The sequence below is a fragment of the Streptomyces sp. NPDC005195 genome (assembly GCF_040608315.1).
GTDB lineage: Bacteria > Actinomycetota > Actinomycetes > Streptomycetales > Streptomycetaceae > Streptomyces > Streptomyces kaempferi.
In genome coordinates, this window is sequence record NZ_JBEXHZ010000009.1 from 203,346 (window position 1) to 224,726 (window position 21,381).

At 73.1% G+C, this 21,381-nt stretch carries 16 protein-coding genes; 11 read left to right on the forward strand and 5 right to left on the reverse strand.

Translation table 11 applies throughout. The features are described from left to right. Positions 1-92: 92 nt before the first annotated feature. Both ABZV34_RS13655 and ABZV34_RS13660 read left to right on the forward strand, forming a co-directional pair. Positions 93-1,475, forward strand: a complete 1,383-nt coding sequence (locus ABZV34_RS13655; protein ID WP_356274654.1) for a peptidoglycan recognition protein — start codon at positions 93-95, stop codon at positions 1,473-1,475. A gap of 175 nt (positions 1,476-1,650) precedes the next feature. Further along, on the forward strand, positions 1,651-2,733 hold the full coding sequence (locus ABZV34_RS13660) for an NDP-sugar synthase (RefSeq protein ID WP_356274656.1): 1,083 nt from the start codon (positions 1,651-1,653) through the stop codon (positions 2,731-2,733). 233 nt (positions 2,734-2,966) lie between these two features. Here ABZV34_RS13660 and ABZV34_RS13665 read toward each other — a convergent pair whose 3' ends face one another. The 4 genes from ABZV34_RS13665 to ABZV34_RS13680 form a co-directional block, all read right to left on the reverse strand. After that, positions 2,967-3,977: a DNA-3-methyladenine glycosylase 2 family protein gene (locus ABZV34_RS13665; protein WP_356274659.1), complete on the reverse strand. Its 1,011-nt coding sequence runs from the start codon at positions 3,975-3,977 to the stop codon at positions 2,967-2,969. Between the two features lie 119 nt (positions 3,978-4,096). Further along, positions 4,097-5,536 carry a coenzyme F420-0:L-glutamate ligase gene (locus ABZV34_RS13670; RefSeq protein WP_356274662.1) on the reverse strand — a complete coding sequence of 480 codons (1,440 nt, stop codon included), beginning with the start codon at positions 5,534-5,536 and terminating at the stop codon, positions 4,097-4,099. After that, positions 5,533-6,498 (reverse strand): 2-phospho-L-lactate transferase, encoded by a 966-nt coding sequence (gene cofD / locus ABZV34_RS13675; protein ID WP_356274665.1) that lies wholly within the window; start codon positions 6,496-6,498, stop codon positions 5,533-5,535. The genes ABZV34_RS13670 and cofD overlap by 4 nt, the downstream gene beginning before the upstream one ends. A gap of 42 nt (positions 6,499-6,540) precedes the next feature. Then, positions 6,541-7,029 carry a cysteine dioxygenase family protein gene (locus ABZV34_RS13680; protein WP_356274668.1) on the reverse strand — a complete coding sequence of 163 codons (489 nt, stop codon included), beginning with the start codon at positions 7,027-7,029 and terminating at the stop codon, positions 6,541-6,543. 746 nt (positions 7,030-7,775) lie between these two features. Between ABZV34_RS13680 and ABZV34_RS13685 the strand changes: the two genes are divergently transcribed. The 3 genes from ABZV34_RS13685 (at position 7,776) to ABZV34_RS13695 (ending at position 13,473) form a co-directional block, all read left to right on the forward strand. Continuing rightward, positions 7,776-8,039: a WhiB family transcriptional regulator gene (locus ABZV34_RS13685; RefSeq protein WP_003975777.1), complete on the forward strand. Its 264-nt coding sequence runs from the start codon at positions 7,776-7,778 to the stop codon at positions 8,037-8,039. 233 nt (positions 8,040-8,272) lie between these two features. Next, entirely contained in the window at positions 8,273-11,962 is a 3,690-nt protein-coding gene (locus ABZV34_RS13690; protein WP_356274671.1) for a glycosyltransferase, read from the forward strand. Next, positions 11,959-13,473 carry a DUF5719 family protein gene (locus ABZV34_RS13695; protein ID WP_356274674.1) on the forward strand — a complete coding sequence of 505 codons (1,515 nt, stop codon included), beginning with the start codon at positions 11,959-11,961 and terminating at the stop codon, positions 13,471-13,473. Before ABZV34_RS13690 ends, ABZV34_RS13695 begins: the two co-directional genes overlap by 4 nt. Before the next feature lie 60 nt (positions 13,474-13,533). On the opposite strand, the gene ABZV34_RS13700 is transcribed toward ABZV34_RS13695, so the two are convergent. Next, positions 13,534-13,983 (reverse strand): metallopeptidase family protein, encoded by a 450-nt coding sequence (locus tag ABZV34_RS13700; RefSeq protein ID WP_356274744.1) that lies wholly within the window; start codon positions 13,981-13,983, stop codon positions 13,534-13,536. 352 nt (positions 13,984-14,335) lie between these two features. Here ABZV34_RS13700 and ABZV34_RS13705 point away from each other — a divergent pair, with 352 nt between their 5' ends. The 6 genes from ABZV34_RS13705 (at position 14,336) to manA (ending at position 21,230) form a co-directional block, all read left to right on the forward strand. After that, on the forward strand, positions 14,336-14,710 hold the full coding sequence (locus tag ABZV34_RS13705) for a DUF3499 domain-containing protein (RefSeq protein ID WP_356274677.1): 375 nt from the start codon (positions 14,336-14,338) through the stop codon (positions 14,708-14,710). A 273-nt stretch (positions 14,711-14,983) separates the two neighbouring features. Continuing rightward, positions 14,984-16,600 carry an L-lactate permease gene (locus ABZV34_RS13710; protein WP_356274680.1) on the forward strand — a complete coding sequence of 539 codons (1,617 nt, stop codon included), beginning with the start codon at positions 14,984-14,986 and terminating at the stop codon, positions 16,598-16,600. Between the two features lie 144 nt (positions 16,601-16,744). Next, the gene (locus ABZV34_RS13715) at positions 16,745-18,106 is read left to right on the forward strand and encodes a phosphomannomutase/phosphoglucomutase (protein ID WP_356274682.1); all 1,362 of its coding nucleotides are present in this window, start codon (positions 16,745-16,747) and stop codon (positions 18,104-18,106) included. A 484-nt stretch (positions 18,107-18,590) separates the two neighbouring features. Further along, positions 18,591-18,761, forward strand: a complete 171-nt coding sequence (locus tag ABZV34_RS13720; protein ID WP_266699539.1) for a Trm112 family protein — start codon at positions 18,591-18,593, stop codon at positions 18,759-18,761. Between the two features lie 90 nt (positions 18,762-18,851). Continuing rightward, positions 18,852-19,979, forward strand: a complete 1,128-nt coding sequence (locus tag ABZV34_RS13725; protein WP_356274686.1) for an SIS domain-containing protein — start codon at positions 18,852-18,854, stop codon at positions 19,977-19,979. A 99-nt stretch (positions 19,980-20,078) separates the two neighbouring features. Next, complete coding sequence (gene manA / locus ABZV34_RS13730) at positions 20,079-21,230, forward strand: mannose-6-phosphate isomerase, class I (protein WP_356274688.1); 1,152 nt, start codon at positions 20,079-20,081, stop codon at positions 21,228-21,230. The last annotated feature ends 151 nt before the right edge of the window (positions 21,231-21,381 follow it).

A 21,381-nucleotide genomic window follows, 5' to 3' on the forward strand; every position in this document is an offset into this window, starting at 1 on the left:
GCGGGCCGTGCCACCGGTTCGGCCGAGCGCAACAGACGGCCCGTCACATCCCCAATGGACAGATATGTATGCTTATGTCCACGATCAGGGGCATGCGTGGATTCCTTGCTTCCTCGGTCGGCGTCACCTGCGCGGCCGCTCTCGCCCTTCCGCTGGCCCTGTCCGCCCCGGCACAGGCCGGACCCCGGGCGGCGACGGCCGAGCCCGCCGTCCCGGGCAGCACCCAATCCCTCCCGCTCGTCCCGCTCGGCGACGGCCGCGCCCTCGGACCGGCCGCGCCCGAACAAGGGGTCGCGCGACGGGCCGTACGGTCGTTCTCGCTCGTCGGCGTCATCTGGGACGATCCCGACACCGAACTGCGCGGCCGCGTCCAGGTCCGTACCCGCGCCTTCGGCACCCGCCACTGGACCGGCTGGCAGGACATCGAGACGCACAACCGCGAACACGGCGCCGACCCCGACAGCGCCGAGAGCGGCTCGGGCCGGGTGCGCGGCTCCACGGCGCCGTTGTGGGTCGGGGACTCCGACGGCGTCGAGGTGCGCGTCCAGGCGGAGGTGGACGAACGCTCGACCTCACCCGGAGAGTCGCCGCTCCCCAGGGGCATGCACCTCGAACTCGTCGACCCCGACGAGGAGCCCTCGTCGCGGGAGAGGTCGACCGCGGGCGGCCGCTCCACCGGGTCGAACGCCGGGACGGACTCCGCGACCACCGTGGACGCCGTCGCGGCCACCACGTCCGCCGCCCGCGAGGCGACCGCCGCGAACGCCGCACTCGCGCCGCTCGGCGCCACGGTGATCCCGGCACTCTCCAAGGCCCGCACCGAGCGCGAGTACCTCGCCGCCCACCCGGGCGAACCGCGCGCGAAGCCGTACATCGGCGCGCGCCCGAGCATCGTCACCCGGCGCGGCTGGGGCGCGGACGAGGGCCTGCGCGAGCGCGGTCTCGTGTACACCAAAATGGTGAAGGCCGCCTTCGTGCACCACACGGCATCCGGCAACAACTACCGTTGCTCGCAAGCCTCTTCGGTCATCCGCAGTATCTACCGCTACCACGTCAAGAGCAGCGGCTGGCGTGACATCGGCTACAACTTCCTCGTCGACAAGTGCGGAACCATCTACGAAGGCCGGGCCGGGGGCGTGGCCAAGCCCGTCATGGGTGCCCACACCCTCGGTTTCAACAGCGACACCATGGGGATCGCCGTCCTCGGCACGTTCGCCGACACGAGGCCGGCCGCTGCCGCGCTGGGGGCCGTCGCGCGGCTCACGGCATGGAAGCTCGGTCTCTACGGAGTCAATCCGCGCGGCAAGACATACCTGAAGTCCGGCGGTGGCAATCTCTACCGAAAAGGCAAGAACGTACGACTCAACGTGATCTCCGGCCATCGGGACGGGTTCGCCACGGAGTGCCCAGGACGGCTCCTGTACGGCAAACTCGGCTCGGCCCGGACGACCGCGGCTCGGTACCAGGGCCGCTGAGAGGGCTGGAGGCCATCGCGGAGCCCCACGTCCGACGGACCCGGCCGGCCGGCCCGGTCGTCGACCCCGGCCATCGAGGACACCCACCGCTGTCGAAGGCGCCATCGAACGGACTGCATACACTGACCGGCCGGAACACCCTTCGGCCGGTCCCGGCAGGAAGCAGAGACGACAGGTGACAGAAGCGATCCTCCTGGTCGGTGGCAGAGGCACCCGGCTGCGCCCGCTCACGGTGAACACCCCCAAGCCGATGGTTCCGGCGGCCGGGGTGCCCTTCCTCACGCACCAGCTGGCGCGGGCGAGGGCGGCGGGCGTCGAGCACATCGTCCTCGCGACCTCCTACCTGGCCGAGGTCTTCGAACCGTACTTCGGTGACGGCTCGGCGCTGGGTCTCCACATCGAGTACGTCACCGAGGAGGAGCCCCTCGGCACGGGCGGCGCGATCCGCAACGTGGCCGCGCGCCTCCACTCGGGCCCGGACGAGCCGGTCCTGATCTTCAACGGTGACATCCTGACGGGGCTGGACATCCAGGCGCTGGTCGCGACGCACGAGTCGTCGCGCGCGGACGTGTCCTTGCACCTGACCCGGGTCGAGGACCCCCGGGCGTACGGTCTGGTCCCGACGGACCCCTCGGGACGGGTGACGGCCTTCCTGGAGAAGCCCCAGACGCCCGCGGAGATCGTCACCGACCAGATCAACGCGGGGGCGTACGTCTTCCGCCGCTCCGTCATCGACTCGATCCCCGCCGGCCGCCCGGTCTCGGTGGAACGGGAGACCTTCCCGGAGCTGCTGGCCACCGGGGCCCACCTGCAGGGCATGGTGGACTCGACCTACTGGCTGGACCTGGGCACCCCCCAGGCCTTCGTACGGGGCTCCGCGGACCTGGTCCTCGGCCGTGCCCCCTCGCCGGCCGTCCCCGGCCGCTGCGGCGACCGTCTGGTCCTGCCCACGGCCCGGGTCGCCCCGGACGCCAAGCTGACCGGCGGCACGGTCGTCGGGGAGGGCGCGCACGTCGGGGAGGGCGCGCGCGTCACGGGCAGCACCATCCTGTCCGGCGCCGTGGTCGAACCCGGCGCCGTCATCACCGACTCCCTGGTCGGAGCCCACGCCCGCATCGGCGAACGCACCGTCCTGTCCGGCACGGTCGTCGGCGACGGCGCGGTGATCGGCCCGGACAACGAACTCCGCGAGGGCGTACGCATCTGGTGCGATGCCCACATCCCAGCGGGAGCGCTCCGCTTCTCCTCGGACCAGTAACCACCGGACACGGCACGGACCGGCACCTTCAGCCGGTCCGGACCCTTCCAGCGCGGGCCCGCGTACTCAGCCCGTCCGGCGTTTGAGGACGAGCCCTTCGGGCGAAGGCGGGGGTCCAGGGGGCGCAGCCCCTTGGCGGGGGTCTGGGGGGCGGAGTCCCCAGGTACGGGATGGGTCGGGTAGGGGCGGCGGGGGCGAAGAACATCCGGCCCCGCCACCCCACGCACCCAGGATCACAACCGCCCGATGTCCCCCCGCGGCATCCGCGGAACCCTCCGCGCAGGCCCCCGCCCCGACAACAGAATCAACCGGGCCGCCCGATGCCGCTGCCCCGCATACGGCTCCAACAGCGCCAGCATCACGGCATCGTCCGCATCCCGGTCTCCCGCCAACGCGTACCCCACGATCCCCGGCAGATGAAGATCCCCGACCGTCACCGCGTCCGCCGCCCCATGGCTGCGCTGCACGGTCTCCGCCGAGGTCCACGGCCCGATCCCGGACACCAGCTCCAGCCGCGCCTGCGCCCCCGCGGCCTCCATGCCCATCGCTTCCTCCAGGCGTGCCGCCACCCGCACGGCCCGCAGGATCGTCGAAGCCCGCTTGTCGTCGACTCCGGCCCGATGCCACTCCCAGGAGGGGATCAGGGCCCAGGCCCGGGGCGCCGGCATGACGTACATCCGCTCCGGCGCGGGCCCCGGCGCCGGCTCCCCGAACTTCCGTACGAGCAACCGCCACGCCCGATAGGCCTCGTCCGTCGTGACCTTCTGCTCAAGAACGGACGGAATGAGCGACTCCAGTACCAGTCCGGTACGGGTCAGCCGCAACCCCGGCCGACGGTGCCGCACCGACGCGACCAGCCGGTGCCGCGGCTCGAAGGCGGCGGGATCGTCCGACGCGCCAAGCATGTCGGGCAGCTGTTCGAGCAGCCACCGGGCCCCCGGCCCCCACGCCTCGGCCCGCACGACCCCGGCCCGCACCGCGACCCGCAGTGTCCCGGCCCCCGCGGGCGTTCTGCTGGCCCGCCACACGGACCCGTCCGGTGTCGCGCGGAAGGTCGGGTCGCCCGGCCCCCGGCGCAGCGGTCCGAGCACCAGACCGAGATCGAGCGGACCGGGCGGTGTCCAGGTCCGTCCGAGTCCGGACCCGGCCGACTGCCGCGGTATGCCGCCGTCGCCCGCGGGCACGTCGACGTGTCCGCCGCGTACGGTCGTACGCGTCGGCCGGGGGGTGAATCGTCCAGCCACGGAAGAGGTCCTAGGGGTGCTCGGGTCGCCCTACGAGGGTAGGCGCTCCCGGCGCCGTGGACCCACGGGTCGCCGCATGTCCCCGGCGTCGCGGACCCGGGCACCGCACCGCCGTCCGGTCAGCGCACCTCGACGAACGCCCCGGCGTCCCGCTCGGGCCGCACCCTGGGCGCCTCGGCCGCGTGCCCGACGGCGACGGCCCCCATCGGGTCCCAGTCGTCCGGGAGGGCCAGCACGTCCCGTACGACGTCGCGGCAGAACATCGTCGAGGACACCCACGCGGAGCCCAGCCGCTCCCCGGCGAGCGCGACGAGGAAGTTCTGCACCCCCGCCCCCATGGCGACGACGAACATCTCACGCTCCGCGGCGTCACGGCGCGCGTCGCCGTAGGTGTGGGACCCGTCCGTCACCAGGCACGGCACCACCAGGCAGGGCGCGTTGCGCAGCACGTCGCCGCGCCGCACCCGCTTGGCGATCGACTCCGCGCTCTTGGCGTCCCCGCGCAGATCCTCGATCCACGCGTCCCGCATGGCGTCGAGCAGCCGTGTCCGCGAGCGGGCGGACTCCAGCAGCACGAACCGCCAGGGCGTGGTGTGATGCGGCGCGGGCGCGGTCACCGCGGCGGCGACCGCGCGCCGTACGGCGCCCGGATCGACCGGCTCGTCGGTGAAGGCCCGTACGGTACGCCGCTGGGTCACCGCCTCCCGTACGGCCTCGGACGTGCCCAGCCGGAACATGTCGTCGCGGGCGCCCCGCACCATCGCGCGCGTGCCCGCGCCGTCGTCCTCGGCCACCATCTGGGGCAGCCCGCGCACGACGGCGACCGGCAGCCCGGATGCCTTGCCCTTGACCAGGTCACCGGCGCCGGCGAGTTCGTCGGCGGTGGCGACGACGGTCGCGCTCAGCGGATTGCCGTGCGCGTCGGTGCCGCCGCGCAGGTCGTCCAGGACCCGTACGCCCGCGGCGCCGATGGCGACGTCGGTGAGCCCGGTGCGCCAGGGGCGCCCGAAGGTGTCGGTGATCACGACGCCGACGTCCACCCCGAGGATGTCCCGCAGGCCGTCCCGGATCGTCCGGGCGGACGCGTCGGGGTCCTCGGGCAGCAACAGGACGGTCCCGGCCGGCGTGTTGGAGGCGTCGACCCCGGCGGCGGCCATCACGAGCCCCTGCCGGTTCTCGACGATCCGGAGCGCGCCGCGGCGCGCCACGACCCGTACGGTCTCGGCGTCGATGGCCGCCTCCCGGTCGGAGGCCTCCACCAGGCGCCCCTCGGCCTTGGACACGATCTTCGAGGTGACGAGCAGGACGTCCCCGTCGGCCAGCCCCGGCTCGGCCCCCGCGATGATCTTGGCGAGGTCGTCGCCCCGCTGTACCTCCGGAAGGCCGGGCGGGGCCCAGACCCGGTAGCCGACAGCGGCTTCCGGACCCGTACCGCCCGCGCCACCCCTACCGTCGCCCGTGCCACGCGTACCGTCGCCCGTGCCACGCGTACGGCCCGTGTCGTCCGTCGGCCTCACGTCGCCCGTGGCTCCCTCGTCCTCGACCGGTCCGCCGCTCAAGCGCCCCGCACCTCCTCCGCCAGCGTCAGCGCCTCGCGGGCCATCCGCGCGGAGGCGTCGAGGTCGGACATCAGCAGCGGTACGGCACGGCAGCGGATGCCGGCGCTCTCCACGCGCTCCACGGCGGACGCGTCCACCGTGTCGACGAGCCAGCCGTCCAGGAGCCCCGAGCCGTAGTGCTCGGCGACCGCCGCCGCGGTCGATTCCACGCCGACCGCCGCGAGCACCTTGTCGGCCATGCCCCGCACGGGCGCGTCGCCGACGATGGGGGACAGGCCCACCACGGGCACGCCCGCGTCGGCGATGGCCTCCCGGATGCCGGGCACGGCGAGGATGGTGCCGATGGACACGACCGGGTTGGACGGCGGGAAGAGGATCACGTCCGCCTCCGCGATGGCCTCCAGGACCCCGGGCGCGGGCTTGGCCTGGTCGGCGCCGACGGGCACGACGGCCTCGGCCGCCACGGAGGCGCGCAGTCGCACCCAGTACTCCTGGAAGTGGATCACCTTGCGCTCGCCGCTGTCCGGCAGCGTGACGGCGACATGAGTCTCGACGCGGTCGTCGGACATGGGGATCAGCCGGACACCCGGCTTCCACCGGTCGCACAGGGCTTCCGTGACCGCGCTGAGCGGAAAGCCCGCGCTCAGCATCTGCGTCCGCACGATGTGCGTCGCGAAGTCGCGGTCGCCGAGCCCGAACCACTCGGGTCCGACCCCGTACGCCGCGAGCTCCTCCTTGAGGTGGAAGGTCTCGTCGGTCCGACCCCAGCCCTGCTCCTCGTTGATGCCGCCGCCGAGGGTGTACATCACCGTGTCGAGGTCCGGGCAGACCTTGAGCCCGAAGAGGTGGATGTCGTCGCCGGTGTTGCCGATGACGGTGATGTCCGCGTCCGGCGAGGCCCGCTGGAGACCACGAAGGAACCGGGCACCACCGATGCCGCCTGCCAGAACCACAATGCGCATGGTGTCCAGTCTCGCAGGCGGCTACGACAAGGTGTGAGTCGGTTACTGGACCTCGGCGACGGCGCACCGCGCCGCGTGCATCGGCATCGCGGTGAGACCCGGGTGGTAGACGTGCAGGCTCACGGCCGGTTCGAGGGAGTCGTTGACGACCTCGTGGGCGTACCCCGGCGCGAAGACCCGCTGCGCGCCCGCGCCCAAGGCGCGCGTGCCGCGGTCGGTGCGCTCCGTCAACACGCCGTCCAGGACGGTGAGTACGCCGGAGGAGGCGCCGTGGTCGTGCACCCCGCTGCCCTGTCCGGGCACCCAGGAGAGGAGCCACACCTCGTAACCGGGCCCGGTGTGCAGCCGGTGGTACCAGCGTGAGGTCGCGTCGTACTGGACGAGGTGCTCCCACCGGGAGCGGTCGGCGGAGACGGCGCGGGCGAGGCCGACGAAGTCGGCCACGGTGGCGGGGTGCTCGCGCGGCGGCTGGAGCAGGTGCGGGACTTCGAGGATGTCGCCGGCGATCTGGAGGTCGCTGTCGCTGTTCATGGGTGCGGTGGTTTCCTCGGCGGAGAGTGCGGGGGACCCCACTGTTCGAGACTGTTCGAGCGAAGTCGGGAACGTGGGGGAGGGCCGTCGCGTCCGGGTCGCGGACGGGGAGAGGTGCCCTGGTGCGGGCGTTCGCCCCTGCTGGGGGCGGGGATTCGCCTCAGTGGCGGCGAGGCAGCCGGAGCGCGGTGAGGCTCAACAGCTGGAACAGCGACAACAGCTGCGGCGAGCGAGGGCAGCACCCTGGGACCCGGCGGTGCGGGTCGAGGTGCGTGCCAAGTTCGCGAGCATGCCCACTAGCACACCGGTTCACACTCGGACTGTCAACTTCATGTCCGGTATGTGGGAGATGTTTCACCTCATCCGGTTCATCTGAAAGGCGAAAGGTTTGCTCAGGAGCCGCCCCGGACACATGGCGCACAACCGGGCGCGCAAACCTCGGCGCGATCCTGTGATCCAAATGTGATCCGGTTCGCTTCGGGGTGCGCGTCGGAACGAGATCGAACTTCTGGACGTCCTTCCCTGCAGCGGGTCGGAGGTCCGGTCGGACCCTTGAGGCTGTCATGGTTTATGCCGATTTGAACACTTTCCGCATAGCCTTGGTTCCGCAGAGTGAATAAGGGGCCCAATAGCAGATCTCGGCTTGACTGGCCCGGATCGGCACACTTGTAATTTCACTCGTGTCGTTCAGCCGAAAACGGTAACGACAGCATCACGGGGACGCGAAAGACAGACGAGGGGCGCACATGACCGAGCTGGTGCAGCAACTGCTGGTCGACGACGCGGACGAGGAACTCGGCTGGCAGGAGCGCGCGCTGTGCGCCCAGACCGACCCCGAGTCCTTCTTCCCCGAGAAGGGCGGCTCCACCCGCGAGGCCAAGAAGGTCTGTCTCGCCTGTGAGGTCCGCTCCGAGTGCCTTGAATACGCGCTCGCCAACGACGAGCGGTTCGGCATCTGGGGCGGTCTGTCCGAGCGCGAGCGGCGCCGCCTGAAGAAGGCCGCCGTCTGACCGCGCGCCACAACGCCCGAAGCAGACCGCCCGAAGCAGACCGCCGTCCGACCGAACGGCGCACACCTCTCCGTACCGACACGTAAGGAACGGCCCGTCGCAGGTGGGTTATCCACAGGCGGCGGGCCGCCGTGTTGCCCAGCCGTTAGTGTGGGCCCTCGTCCGAGACGTCCAGCTGTCCCCGCCGGACACAGGCGTCCACCGCAGTCCATCGAACCGGGGCCCGTACCTCGATGTCCGTGCACAGCCATACGGCAGCCCAACAAGACGCTGCCGCTCCTGAGTTCCCGCGCCACGTGGTGACCGCGGTGCTCGTCTCCCACGACGGCGCCCGCTGGCTGCCCGACGCGCTCGCCGGCCTGCTCGGCCAGGAGCGCCCCGTGCAGAACGTGCTGGCGGCCGACACCGGCAGCGCGGACGACTCCGCCCAGCTGCTCACCGACGCGCTCGGCGCCGACCGGGTGCTGCACCTCGCCCGCCGGACCGGCTTCGGCCAGGCCGTCGAGGAGGCCATCCGCGGGGCCGGTGTGCTCACCCCGGACGACCTGCCCTACCTGAAGCGCCCCAGCGGCTGGGACCCCGTCACCCGCAGCTGGCGCGACGACGCGTACGACATGCCGGATCTTCCGTACGGCGAACCCGAGCAGTGGCTCTGGCTGCTGCACGACGACTGCGCCCCCGAGCCCGACGCCCTCGCCCACATGCTCCGCGTCGTGGAGAACGAGCAGGAGCTCGGCAAGGAAGTCGCCGTCGTGGGCCCCAAGCTCCGCGGCTGGTACGACCGGCGTGCCCTCCTGGAGATCGGCGTCACCATCGCCAACTCCGGCCGCCGCTGGACCGGTCTGGACCGACGCGAGCAGGACCAGGGCCAGCACGACCACGTCCACCCCGTGCTCGCCGTGTCCACCGCCGGCATGCTGATCCGCCGCGATGTCTTCGAGGAGCTCGGCGGCTTCGACCGGCGTCTGCCCCTGATGCGTGACGACGTCGACCTGTGCTGGCGCGCCCAGTCCGCGGGACACCGCGTCCTGGTCGCCCCCGAGGCCGTCGTCCGGCACGCCGAGGCGGCCTCCCGTGAGCGCCGCACCGTCGACTGCGTGGGACGCACCTCCGCCTCCCCGCACAAGGTCGACAAGGCGGGCGCCGTCTACACCCTCCTCGTCAACGCCCGGACGGCACAGCTCCCCTGGATCCTGATCCGGCTCGTCCTCGGCACTCTGGTGCGCACCCTCGCCTACCTCGTCGGCAAGGTCCCCGGACAGGCCGTCGACGAGATCCGCGGTCTGCTCGGAACCCTGCTGAGGCCCGAGCGGATCCTCGCGGGCCGCCGCAGGCGAGGCAGCCCCCAGGTCGACAAGGACGAGTTGCGCGCGCTGTTCCCGCCCCCGGGCGCGACCGTGCGGGCCACCATCGAGCAGGCCGCGGGCAACCTCATGGGCAGCGACGACCCCGAGGCCACCTCCGGCGCCGGACGGCACGGCGGCGCGGTCGAGTCCGGGCCCGGCGGCGACGACGCCGACTTCCTGGAGATCGAGCAGTTCGCCCGGCTCAAGCGCATCGCCCGCAACCCCGGCCCGATGCTCTTCCTGGTGCTGCTGTTCGTCTCCCTGCTCGCCTGCCGCGGCCTCCTCGGCGGCGGGGCGCTCGCGGGCGGCGCGCTGCTGCCCGCGCCCGCCGACGCCTCCGAGCTCTGGTCGCGCTACCTCGACGGCTGGCATCCGGTGGGAGCCGGCGGCACCGAGTCCGCGCCGCCCTACCTCGCGATCGTCGCGCTGCTGTCCTCGCTGCTCCTCGGCTCCACCGGACTCGCGGTCACCGTGCTCATGGTGGCCTCCGTGCCGCTGGCCGGCTTCGCGGCGTACTTCGCCTCCCGCCCGCTCGTCGAGTCGCGGCTGCTGCGCGCCTGGGCGTCCGTGGCGTACGCGTTCCTGCCCGCCGCCGCCGGCGCGCTCGCGGGCGGCCGCGTCGGCACCGCCTTCCTCGCGATCCTGCTGCCGCTCATCGCCCGCGCGGGCATCGCGGCGAGCGGGCTCGCGCACGCCTCCGGCGCGCGCGGGGGCTGGCGCGCCACCTGGGCGTACGCCCTGCTGCTGACGTTCACCACCGCGTTCACGCCGATCGTGTGGCCCATCGCGCTGGTCCTCGGGATCGCGCTCCTGGCCGTGCGCCGCAGGGAGCTCACCGCGTACGGGCCGCGGTTCCTGGCCCAGTTCGGCACCCCGCTGCTGGTCCTCGCGCCCTGGTCGCTGACGCTGCTTCCGTTCGGTTTCTTCAAGGAGGCCGGCCTGCCCTACGGCGAGAGCACGGCCTCCGCACTCGACCTGCTCGGCGCCAGCCCCGGTGGTCCCGGCACGGTCAGCGGACTGATGCTCATCGGCATCGTGCTCGCCGCGCTGGCCGCCCTGCTGCGCGGTGATCGGCAGCGCGCGGTCTGGACCGCCTGGGCCGTCGCGCTGGTGGCGCTCGTCTTCGCCGTGCTGTCCAACAAGTCGGCGTGGGCCGGTCCCGCCACCCTGGTCTACGGTCTCGCGGTGCTCGCCGCCGCCGCGATCGGCGCCGACGGGGCGCGCGCCCGCGTGGCCGAGCAGAGCTTCGGCTGGCGTCAGCCGGTCGCCGCGCTCATCGCGTTCGCCTCCGCCGCGGGCCCGCTGCTCGTGGCCGCCGGGTGGATCATCGGCGGCGCCGACGGTCCCGTGGAGCGCCGCGACCCGGTGCAGGTGCCGGCGTTCGTCGCCGAGGAGAGCGGCACCCGCGACCAGGCCCGCACCCTGGTGCTGGACAGCGACACCGGCGCCCGCGTCGGCTACACCCTCGTGCGCGGCTCCGGCGCGCGCATGGGCGACGGCGAACTCGCGGCCTCGGGCGGCGAGAACGGGAGGCTCGACAAGATCGTCGCCAACCTCGTCGCGGGCTCCGGCGCCGACCAGGCCGACCAGCTCGGCGGATTCGCCGTGCGTTACGTCCTGGTCCGCAAGGGCGCGCCCCGTGAGGTGAGCCGCGTCCTGGACGCCACCCCGGGTCTGTCCCGGCTCAGCCAGCAGGACGGAAGCGCGCTGTGGCGTCTGGACCGCCAGGTCGCGCGCGCCACGATCGCCCCCAGGTCCGGTGGTGAGCCGCTGGCCGTCGCCGCCGGACCCGTGGAGCTGCACACCACCGTCCCCGCCGGCTCCGAGGGCCGCGTCCTGCGCCTCGCCGACACGGCGGACGCCGGCTGGACGGCGACCCTGGACGGAAAGCCGCTGACCCGCACCACGGTCGACGGCTGGGCGCAGGGCTTCGAACTGCCCGCGAACGGCGGCAGACTGGACGTCGCCTTCGACGCCCCGCTGAGCCACACCGGCTGGCTGTGGGCACAGGGCGCGCTCGCCGTCGTCCTCGTGGTCCTCGCCCTGCCCGGGCGGCGCCGCGACATCGACGACGACCTTCCCGAGGAGCCGGTCCTGCCCGCCCAGGACGTCACGGGCGAGGGCCGCCGCGCCCGCCGCCTGCGCGCCCAGGCGGAGGCCGAGGCCGAGACCGAGGCGGACGCGGAGGGCCGGACAGACCAGGACGCGGACTTCCATCAGCCCGCGGAGGAGGAGCCGGAGCACGGTCCCGCCGCGGTCCCGCACCAGCAGACGTACGGCGAATGGGACGCGCCCAGCCACGCGGGCGCCGACTACGGCTCCTACACCGGCGAGCAGTACCAGGGCACGCAGCAGTACCCGGCGGGCACCTACGAACAGCCGTACCAGGCGGACCCGTACCAGGCGGACTCGTACCAGACCGGCCAGTACGACCCGTACGGGTACGGGAACACGACGTCGTACGACCAGACGTACCAGCAGGGCTACGAGACGGCGTACGACCCGCGGCAGCCCCCGATGCCCCCGCAGCCGCCGCACGGTACCGACAGTGAGCGCCCCGACGGGAGCCAGCAGTGAACCGCACCACCCTGTCCCTGATCGCCGGCGCGACCGCGCTCGCCGCCGTCACCGGATTCGCCTCGCTCAACACGCCTGCCGCCTCCGGCGCCGGGACCACAGGCGCGGCCGTCCAGCAGCCCGTGGAGCGCAGCCGTCTGCTGTGCCCCCAGCCCAGCACGTCCGATCTCGCGGAGACGGCGTACACGTCGTTCACGCCCGTCACCCAGGGCACGAGCGACGGCGGCAAGGCCGAACTGCGGCCCGCGACCGAGGAGTCGCCGGACTCCCCGAGCGGCAAGAAGACCGGCAAGAAGACCGGCAAGAAGGCCCCCAAGCCCGCCGTGGAGCCCAAGGCGCCCGGCAAGCCGGCCACCGGCGACAGCTCGGGCGCCGAGGGACCCGCCCTGGTCGGCACCGCCGAGGGCAGGTTCGCGCCCGGCTGGACCGTCCAGGAGACCACCGAGGTCACCGCGGGCACCGGACGCGGCCTGCTCGGCACCGACTGCACGGCTCCGGACACCGAGTTCTGGTTCCCGGGCGCCAGCACCGCGGACAGCCGCACCGACTACGTACACCTGACCAACCCGGACGACTCGGCCGCCGTCGTCGACATCGAGCTGTACGGCAAGGACGGCACCCTCAAGTCCACCGTGGGCGACGGCATCACGGTCCAGCCGCACGCCGGCGAGCCGATCCTGCTGAGCACGCTGACCGGCGCGCCGCAGACCGACCTCACGGTCCATGTGACCGTCCGCAGCGGCCGTGTCGGCGCGGTCGTCCAGGCCCTGGACGACCGCACCGGCGGCGACTGGCTGGGCGCCTCCACCGACCCGGCGGGCAGCCTCGTCATGCCGGGCATCCCGAAGGACGCCACCTCCGTGCGGCTGGTCGTCTTCGCGCCCGGCGACCAGGACGCCGACCTGAAGGTGCGGCTGGCCTCGCCCTCGGGCCTGATCACCCCGGCCGGCAACGAGACGCTCCACATCAAGTCCGGCATGACCACCGCGGTCGACCTCGGCGACGTCACACGCGGCGAGGCGGGCTCCCTGGTGCTCACCCCCACCGGCAGCGCCCCGGTGCCCGTCGTCGCCGCCCTGCGGGTGGTGCGTGGCAAGGGGGACAAGCAGGAATCGGCGTTCATCCCGGCCACGGCTCCGGTCGCCGCGCGCGCGACCGTCGCCGACAACAGCGCCAAGGGCACCACACTCGCCCTGTCCGCGCCCGGCGGAACAGCCCAGGTCAAGGTCACCGCGTCCGCGGGCAGCGAGGGCGGCACCCCGGCGACGAAGACGTACACGATCAAGGGCGGTACGACCCAGGACGTCGACGCCCCCACGCCGAGCGGGCTGCGGGGGACGTACGCGCTGACGGTCGAGTCGGTCTCCGGAGGCCCCGTCTACGCCTCGCGGACGCTCGCCTCCACCCACGAGGGCGTACCCGGCTTCACGATCCAGACGCTCCCGGACGACCACGGGACGGTGGCGGTCCCGAAGGCGGACCAGGACCTGTCGGTACTGCTCAAGAGCTGATCACGTACGAGTGATCACGTACGGGTGATCCACCGGGTCCCGGGGGGACGCGGTGGATCCTCACTCCTCGCCGTAGCGCGGGTCCACCGTCTCCGGAGTCAGACCCAGCAGTTCCGCGACCTGCTCCACTACGATCTCGTGCACCAGCGCGGCTCGCTCGTCGCGGCCCTTGGTGCGGATCTCGACCGGGCGGCGGTAGACGACCACGCGCGCGGGGTGGCCCTCGCGCGCCGCGATCGTGCCGCCCAGCGGCACCGCCTCGTCGTTCCAGCTCTCGCCGGGGCCGTCCAGGCGCGGCACCTCCAGGACCATGAAGTCGATGTCGGCGAGCTGCGGCCAGCGCCGCTCCAGACGCTCCACGGAGTCCTGCACGAGGTCCGCGAAGACCTCGGCGCGGCTCGCGGCCAGCGGCACCTGGGGCGGCGCGACGGGGCCACGCATGCCCCTCCCGTGGCGATCACGGCGGCGGGGCCCGGGTGCTGCGGCGCGGGGCGGTACAGGGGTGTCCATCACTGACGAAGCGTAGTCCCCGCGACGGCCGCGCGCCCGACCCCCACGCGACTGCCCGCGGCCCCGCGGCGGCGGCCCGGTGCGCGTTCCGGATGTCGCTGGATGACCGTTCCGGCCAAGCTTGGGCTCGATTCCGTATCTCTCCAAGACCGTCACACGCATGGCAATTGACATGGTTTGTTCCAAGTGGCGACCGGATTCAGGTCTGTTCGGCCCTCCGGCGGCGGAGGTCGTCCCAGGTCGGCGAGGGGGTCCCGGAGGGCCCTGTGGGCGGTCTCATGGCACGACACGGTGGGGTGACCTGGGGGAGAGTCGTCGCGGCCCGCTCAAGAGTGCGGTACCGTCCAACGTCGTGAGCCCTGTACGTCGCTGTTCGCGAACCGCTTGCGGCCGTCCCGCCGTCGCGACGCTGACGTACGTCTACGCCGACTCGACCGCGGTCCTCGGCCCGCTCGCCACCTACGCCGAACCCCACTGCTACGACCTGTGCGCCGAGCACTCCGAGCGCCTCACCGCGCCCCGTGGCTGGGAGGTCGTCCGCCTCGCCGACTCCTCGGCCCCCTCCCGCCCCAGCGGCGACGACCTCGAGGCGCTCGCCAACGCGGTGCGTGAGGCGGCCCGTCCGCAGCAGCGCGCCGCCGAGGCCGGTGGCAGCGCGCGGTCGGTGGACCCGATGGAGGTCGCCCGCCGGGGCCACCTGCGGGTGCTGCGCTCACCGGACAACTGAGCGCCCCCTCCGTCGACTTCCCGCGCTCCGGGCTCAGCGGCCCGACGTGACCAGCACCCAGCCTCCGTCTCCCGGACTCTCTGGTGCCGCGCCTTTCGCGACGTCCGCGCCTCCCTCCCTCGCTCGGCTTCCCGGCTTCCCGCACCCCCCGTGTCACAGGGCGGTGCACGCCCATTGACGACTGGTTGTCGCGGACACGACCATTTCGGCACCCGCGAGAAATCGCTTTCCGCATCGCGGAATCTCCGTGCGGCCGAACCCGGGGAGGCGCCCGTGTACGTCCAGGAAGTGGAACCCGTCGCCGACTCGCTCGGCCTGTCCGCCCTCGTAGCGGCCCTGCCCCTCGTCCTCGTCCTCGTGCTGCTCGGCGGCGTCCGCATGAAGGCGCACCTGGCCGCCCTCCTCGGTCTCCTCGCCGCCGCCCTGGTCGCCCTGTTCGTGTACGGGATGCCGGTCGGCCAGACACTGTCCAGCGCCGCCCAGGGAGCCGCCTTCGGCCTCTTCCCCATCCTGTGGATCGTCGTCAACGCCCTGTGGGTGTACCGGATGACCGTCCGCACCCGGCACTTCGACATCCTGCGACGCTCCTTCGGGCGTCTCTCCGACGACCCGCGCGTCCAGGCACTCGTCGTCGCCTTCTGCTTCGGCGCGCTCCTGGAGGCGCTCGCGGGCTTCGGCGCACCCGTCGCGATCTGTTCCGTGATGCTGGTCGCGCTCGGTTTCGACCCGGTGCGCGCGGCCGTGGTGGCACTCGTCGCCAACACCGCGCCGGTCGCCTTCGGCGCGATGGGCACACCGGTCGTCACCCTCGCCCAGGTCACCGGCCTGCCCCTGGACTCGGTGGCCTCCGTGGTGGGCCGTCAGACGCCGCTGCTGGCACTCGTGGTGCCCCTGCTTCTGGTGGCGCTGGTCGACGGGCGGCGCGGGCTGCGGGAGGCCTGGGCGCCCGCCCTGGCGTGCGGAGTCGCCTTCGCTCTCGCCCAGTTCGCGGCCTCCAACTACGTCTCCGCCCAACTCGCCGACATCGCGGCGGCCTTGGCGGGCGCCGCGGCCCTGGTCGCCCTGCCGCGGGCGCGCCGGCCCGCCCCCGAGTCCGTACGCGTCGCGGTACTGACCGGCGTACGCGGCGAGGACCTGGACGAGGAGGACCCGCGTCCCGAAGTCGTGCGCGCCTACGCTCCGTACGCCCTGATCGTCATCGTCTTCTCGGTCGCCCAGATCCCGCCGGTCAAGGAGTGGCTGGCGGGAGCGACACGGGTGTTCGACTGGCCCTTCCTGAACGTCGTGAACCCGGACGGCGAACCGGTCGGCGGCAACGTGTTCACGCTCCCGGTCGTCGCGACCGGCGGCACCCTCGTGCTGCTCGCCGGACTGTGCACGGCCGCCGTTCTCGGCGTGCACGCGCGCGTGGCGGTCGAGGAATGGGTCGCCACCGTCCGCGAGTTGAGGTTCGCGATCCTCACCGTCACGTCCGTGCTGGCTCTCGCCTACGTGATGAACCTGTCGGGGCAGGCCGCCACGATCGGCCAGTTCGTGGCGGCGGCCGGCGCGGGCCTCGCCTTCCTGTCGCCCGTCCTCGGCTGGTTCGGCGTGGCCGTCACCGGCTCCGACACCTCGGCGAACGCCCTGTTCGGCGCCCTCCAGGTGAGCGCGGCCCAGAAGTCGGGGCTCTCTCCCGAACTGCTCGCCGCCGCCAACAGTTCGGGAGGCGTCCTCGGCAAGATGATCTCGCCGCAGAACCTGACCATCGCCTGCGCGGCGGTCGGGCTCGCGGGCCGCGAGGGGGATCTGCTGCGCAAGGTGCTGCCGTGGAGCGCGGGGCTCCTGCTGGTCATGTGCCTGATCGTGCTCGGGCAGAGCTCGCCCGTCCTGGGGTGGATGCTGCCCTGACGAGGGCTGGTCAGTGTGTTGCCCCTGGGCGATGAGTGGCGCTTCCCAGGTGACGGATGCGCGTCCGATCAGCCGCCGCACAGCGGACTGTCAGCACGGACGGGTAGCTTGGGGTGACCGAAGTGGACTTCTGGAGGGTTGGCCGTGACTGCTGATCTGTCGCAGCTCGTGAAGGCGTACGACGTACGCGGGGTGGTCCCGGACCAGTGGGACGAGTCGCTGGCCGAGCTGTTCGGGGCCGCCTTCGTCCAGGTGACCGGAGCGGAAGCCATCGTGATCGGGCACGACATGCGGCCTTCGTCGCCCGGCCTGTCGCGGGCCTTCGCGCGCGGGGCGGCGGCACGCGGGGTCGACGTGACCGAGATCGGGCTCTGCTCGACGGACCAGCTGTACTACGCCTCGGGCGCGTTCGACCTGCCCGGCGCCATGTTCACGGCCTCGCACAACCCCGCGAAGTACAACGGCATCAAGATGTGCCGCGCGGGCGCGTCCCCCGTGGGCCAGGACACCGGCCTCTCCGAGATCCGCGAACTCGTCGAGTCCTGGCTCGACTCGGGCGCCCCGGCCTCGGACGCCACGCCGGGCACGATCACCCAGCGCGACACGCTGGAGGACTACGCGGGATACCTGCGCTCGCTCGTCGACCTGACCTCCATCCGCCCCCTGAAGGTCGTCGTCGACGCGGGCAACGGCATGGGCGGGCACACCGTCCCGACCGTCTTCGACGGCCTGCCCCTGGACCTCGTCCCGATGTACTTCGAGCTGGACGGCACGTTCCCGAACCACGAGGCGAACCCGCTCGACCCGGCGAACATCGTGGACCTCCAGCAGCGCGTCCGCGACGAGGGCGCCGACCTCGGCATCGCCTTCGACGGCGACGCGGACCGCTGCTTCGTCGTCGACGAGCACGGCGACCCGGTCTCCCCGTCCGCCGTCACCGCGCTGGTGGCCTCCCGCGAACTCGCCAAGCACGGCGGCGGCACGGTCATCCACAACCTGATCACCTCCTGGTCGGTCCCGGAGGTCGTCCGCGAGCAGGGCGGCACGCCGGTCCGCACCCGAGTCGGCCACTCCTTCATCAAGGCCGAGATGGCCCGCACCGGTGCGATCTTCGGCGGCGAGCACTCCGCGCACTACTACTTCCGCGACTTCTGGAACGCCGACACGGGCATGCTGGCCGCCCTCCACGTCCTCGCCGCGCTCGGCGGCCAGGCCGGCCCGCTCTCCGAGCTCGTCGCCGCGTACGACCGCTACGCCGCCTCCGGTGAGATCAACTCCACCGTCGACGACCAGGCGGCCCGCCTCACCGCGATCAGGGAGACCTACCAGGGCCGTGAGGGCGTCACCATCGACGAACTCGACGGGCTGACCGTCACGGCGGACGACTGGTGGTTCAACGTCCGCCCCTCCAACACCGAGCCCCTCCTCCGCCTCAACGCCGAGGCCAGGGACGAGGCGACCGTGGCGAAGGTCCGCGACGAGGTACTGGACCTCATCCGAGGCTGAACCCCGCCCGTCAGCGCCCGCACAGGTCCGGGCGACGGCTGTGCGGGGGGCTGCTCACCAGCTCCCCGCACCCCCTGAACCCCCGGACGCGGGCCCACATCCCCACCCCGCCGGGCCATTTTCCGGCGCGGGCGGACCCCTCCTCCGCCCGCCGGGATCCTGCACACGCGGGCCGACACCGCCCGCCGGTCGGAATCCTTCGGGCGCGGGCCGACACCCCCTGCCCGCGGGGACCATCCAGCACGGGCCGACACCCCCTGCCCGTCCGGAACCTCCCGGCGCGGGCCCGCATATCCAGCCCGTCCGGCGTTCGAGGACGAGCCCTTCGGGCGATCGGGGGTCCAGGGGGCGGAGCCCCTTGGCGGGGCGCAGGGGCGAAGCCCCCGCATACGCGATGACAGGGACCCCGCGCCCAACCCCGGCACCCAGCCCCCCACAGCGGTACTCTGACCAGGCCGCATCCACCTGTTCGAAAGGACACCCCATGCCGCTCGAAGCCGGCCTCCTGGAGATCCTCGCCTGCCCGGCCTGCCACGCCCCGCTCAAGGAGCAGGAGAGCGAGCTGGTCTGCACAGGACAGGACTGCGGCCTCGCCTACCCCGTCCGGGACGGCATCCCCGTACTGCTCGTCGACGAGGCCCGCCGCCCCGCCTGAACGAGCCACCGGGCGCCGCCACCACCCGGGCGCCCACCCCGCACCACAGCGACACAGGCGACACACCGGCGATCGGGAGGCTGCCGACCCATGCTCGACGACTCGCTGCTCGACGACCCAGAGGCGCTCGCCCGCGCCGACCGTCGTGAGCTGCTCCGAGGCGCCGCCGAGGCCGGCGCCCGCGTGCGTACCGCGGTCCGCCACGCCACGGAGGCCGGGATCCCGGACCTGAAGCCGGACGGCCGCCCCCGCGCGGTCCTGATCGCCGGCCCCGGGCTGGCGGCCACCGGAGTGGCCGAACTGCTCGGCACGCTCGCCGGGGCCAGCTGCCCCGTCACCCGGCTCACCCCCACCGGCGTCGCCCCCGCGGGAGGCGCCCTGCGCTGGGAGCTGCCCGGCTGGGCCGGCCCGGTGGACCTCGTACTGATCGCCACCCCGGACGGCGCCGAACCAGGACTCGAACTCCTGGTCGAGCAGGCGTACCGGCGCGGCAGCTCCGTCGTCGCGGTGGCCCCCACCGGCACCCCGATCGCGGAAGCGGTGGAGGGCACGCACGGCATGTTCGTACCGATGGCGACCGCCCCGTACGAGCCGAACTCACCCCTCGCGGCCTCCGCCCCCGGCGTCCTGTGGGCGCTGCTCACCCCGCTCCTCGCCCTGCTGGACCGCACCGGCCTGGTCTCGGCCCCGCCCGAGGCGCTGCAGAAGGTCGCCGACCGCCTCGACCGCGTGGCCGAACGCTGCGGCCCGGCCATCGCGACCTACGGCAACCCCGCCAAGACGCTCGCCGCCGATCTGGCCGAGGCACTCCCGGTGATCTGGACGGAGGGCACCTCCGCAGGCCCCGCGGGCCGCCGTTTCACCGCCGCGCTCGCGGAACTGGCGGGCCGCCCCGCGCTCGCCGCGGAACTCCCCGAGGCGCTGGCCGCCCACAGCGTCCTGCTCTCGGGCGCGCTGGCCGCGGCCGCCGACCCCGACGACTTCTTCCGCGACCGCGTCGAGGAGCAGCAGGTCCTGCACGCGCGCGTGGTGCTCCTGCGCGACCGCCCGGCCGGCGGCCTCACCGCCGCGCCCGCCGCCCGCGAACTGGCCCTCAGCCACGACACCGCGATCAGCGAGCTGGAACCCGAGGAGGGCGGCGACCTCGAGACGCTCGCGGAACTGATCGCCGTCACGGATTTCGCCGCCGTTTACCTGGCGATCGCCTCGGGGGCCTGACCTTGAGCGACACCCGCTGACGCCGCACCGCGGCGCACGGGCGCCCACCTGGTGGGGAAACGACCGCAGAGCAGCGTACGTACGGAGAAGACAGCACACATGGACCGCCTCGACAACACCGTCCGCCCCTACGCCTGGGGCTCGACCACCGCCATACCGCGGCTGCTCGGCGTCGAGCCGACCGGTGAACCGCAGGCGGAGATGTGGATGGGCGCGCACCCCGGCGCCCCCTCGCTCACGGCGCGCGGTCCCCTCACCGAGGTCATAGCCGAGGACCCCGAGAAGGAACTCGGCCGCGCGGCCGTCGCCAAGTTCGGCCCCCGGCTGCCGTTCCTGCTGAAGATCCTCGCCGCGGGCGGCCCCCTCTCCCTCCAGGTGCACCCGAACCTCGAACAGGCGAGAGAGGGATACGAGGACGAGGAGCGCCGGGGCATCCCGGTCGACGCCCCGCACCGCAACTACAAGGACGCCAACCACAAGCCCGAACTCATCTGCGCGCTCACCGAGTTCGACGGCCTGTGCGGCTTCCGCGCCCCGGACGAGGCCGCCGCTCTCCTCGCCGCCCTGGACGTCGACTCCCTCAAGCCGTACGTCGACCTGCTGCGCGCCCACCCGCAGGACGCCGCCCTGCGCGAGGTCCTGACGGCGGTGCTGAGCGCGGACCCCGACGACATGGCCCGCACGGTCACCGAGACCGCGGCCGCCTGCGACCGCCTCGGCGGCGCCTACGCCCCGTACTCCGACATAGCCCACCACTACCCCGGCGACCCCGGCGTCATCGCCGCGATGCTCCTCAACCACGTCCGACTGCAGCCCGGCGAGGCGCTGTTCCTCGGCGCCGGCGTCCCGCACGCGTACCTGAACGGCCTGGGCGTCGAGATCATGGCCAACAGCGACAACGTCCTGCGCTGCGGTCTGACCCCCAAGCACGTCGACGTGCCCGAACTGCTGCGCATCGTCCGCTTCGAGGCGAGCGACCCCGGTGTGCTGCGCCCGGAGGAGTCGCCCGGCGGCGAGGAGGTCTACGCGACCCCCATCGACGAGTTCCGCCTCTCCCGTTACGACGTCGCAAAGGGAGCGGCCCCGCACGACCTCACCCGCGAGACCCCGCAGATCCTGCTCTGCACGGCGGGTTCCGTGCACGCGGACGGCGGCGTTCTCGCGCCCGGCCAGTCGGTCTTCGTCCCGGCCGGCGAAAAGGCCGAGGTGTCCGGCTCCGGCACGATCTTCCGTGCGACAGTGGTCGCCTGACGGGGGTGACGGCGGCCGCCCGGCGCGACCGCCGGGCCGCCCGGCCCGGTCGCCGCCGGACCGGGCTGCGACAATGGCCCACCGCAAAGGGCGGGCAAAGCCCGGACCGGGGTACGAGGGTACGAACGGGGTCCGGACGGCGTACGAAGGG

Bases quoted from the DNA above. Each gene is read 5' to 3' on its own strand.
- ABZV34_RS13655 (WP_356274654.1), top strand. From the start codon at position 93: ATGCGTGGATTCCTTGCTTCCTCGGTCGGCGTCACCTGCGCGGCCGCT.
- cofD (WP_356274665.1), bottom strand. From the start codon at position 6,498: ATGCGCATTGTGGTTCTGGCAGGCGGCATCGGTGGTGCCCGGTTCCTT.
- ABZV34_RS13680 (WP_356274668.1), bottom strand. From the start codon at position 7,029: ATGAACAGCGACAGCGACCTCCAGATCGCCGGCGACATCCTCGAAGTC.
- ABZV34_RS13685 (WP_003975777.1), top strand. From the start codon at position 7,776: ATGACCGAGCTGGTGCAGCAACTGCTGGTCGACGACGCGGACGAGGAA.
- ABZV34_RS13690 (WP_356274671.1), top strand. From the start codon at position 8,273: ATGTCCGTGCACAGCCATACGGCAGCCCAACAAGACGCTGCCGCTCCT.
- ABZV34_RS13700 (WP_356274744.1), bottom strand. From the start codon at position 13,983: ATGGACACCCCTGTACCGCCCCGCGCCGCAGCACCCGGGCCCCGCCGC.
- ABZV34_RS13720 (WP_266699539.1), top strand. From the start codon at position 18,591: ATGCCGCTCGAAGCCGGCCTCCTGGAGATCCTCGCCTGCCCGGCCTGC.
- ABZV34_RS13725 (WP_356274686.1), top strand. From the start codon at position 18,852: ATGCTCGACGACTCGCTGCTCGACGACCCAGAGGCGCTCGCCCGCGCC.
- manA (WP_356274688.1), top strand. From the start codon at position 20,079: ATGGACCGCCTCGACAACACCGTCCGCCCCTACGCCTGGGGCTCGACC.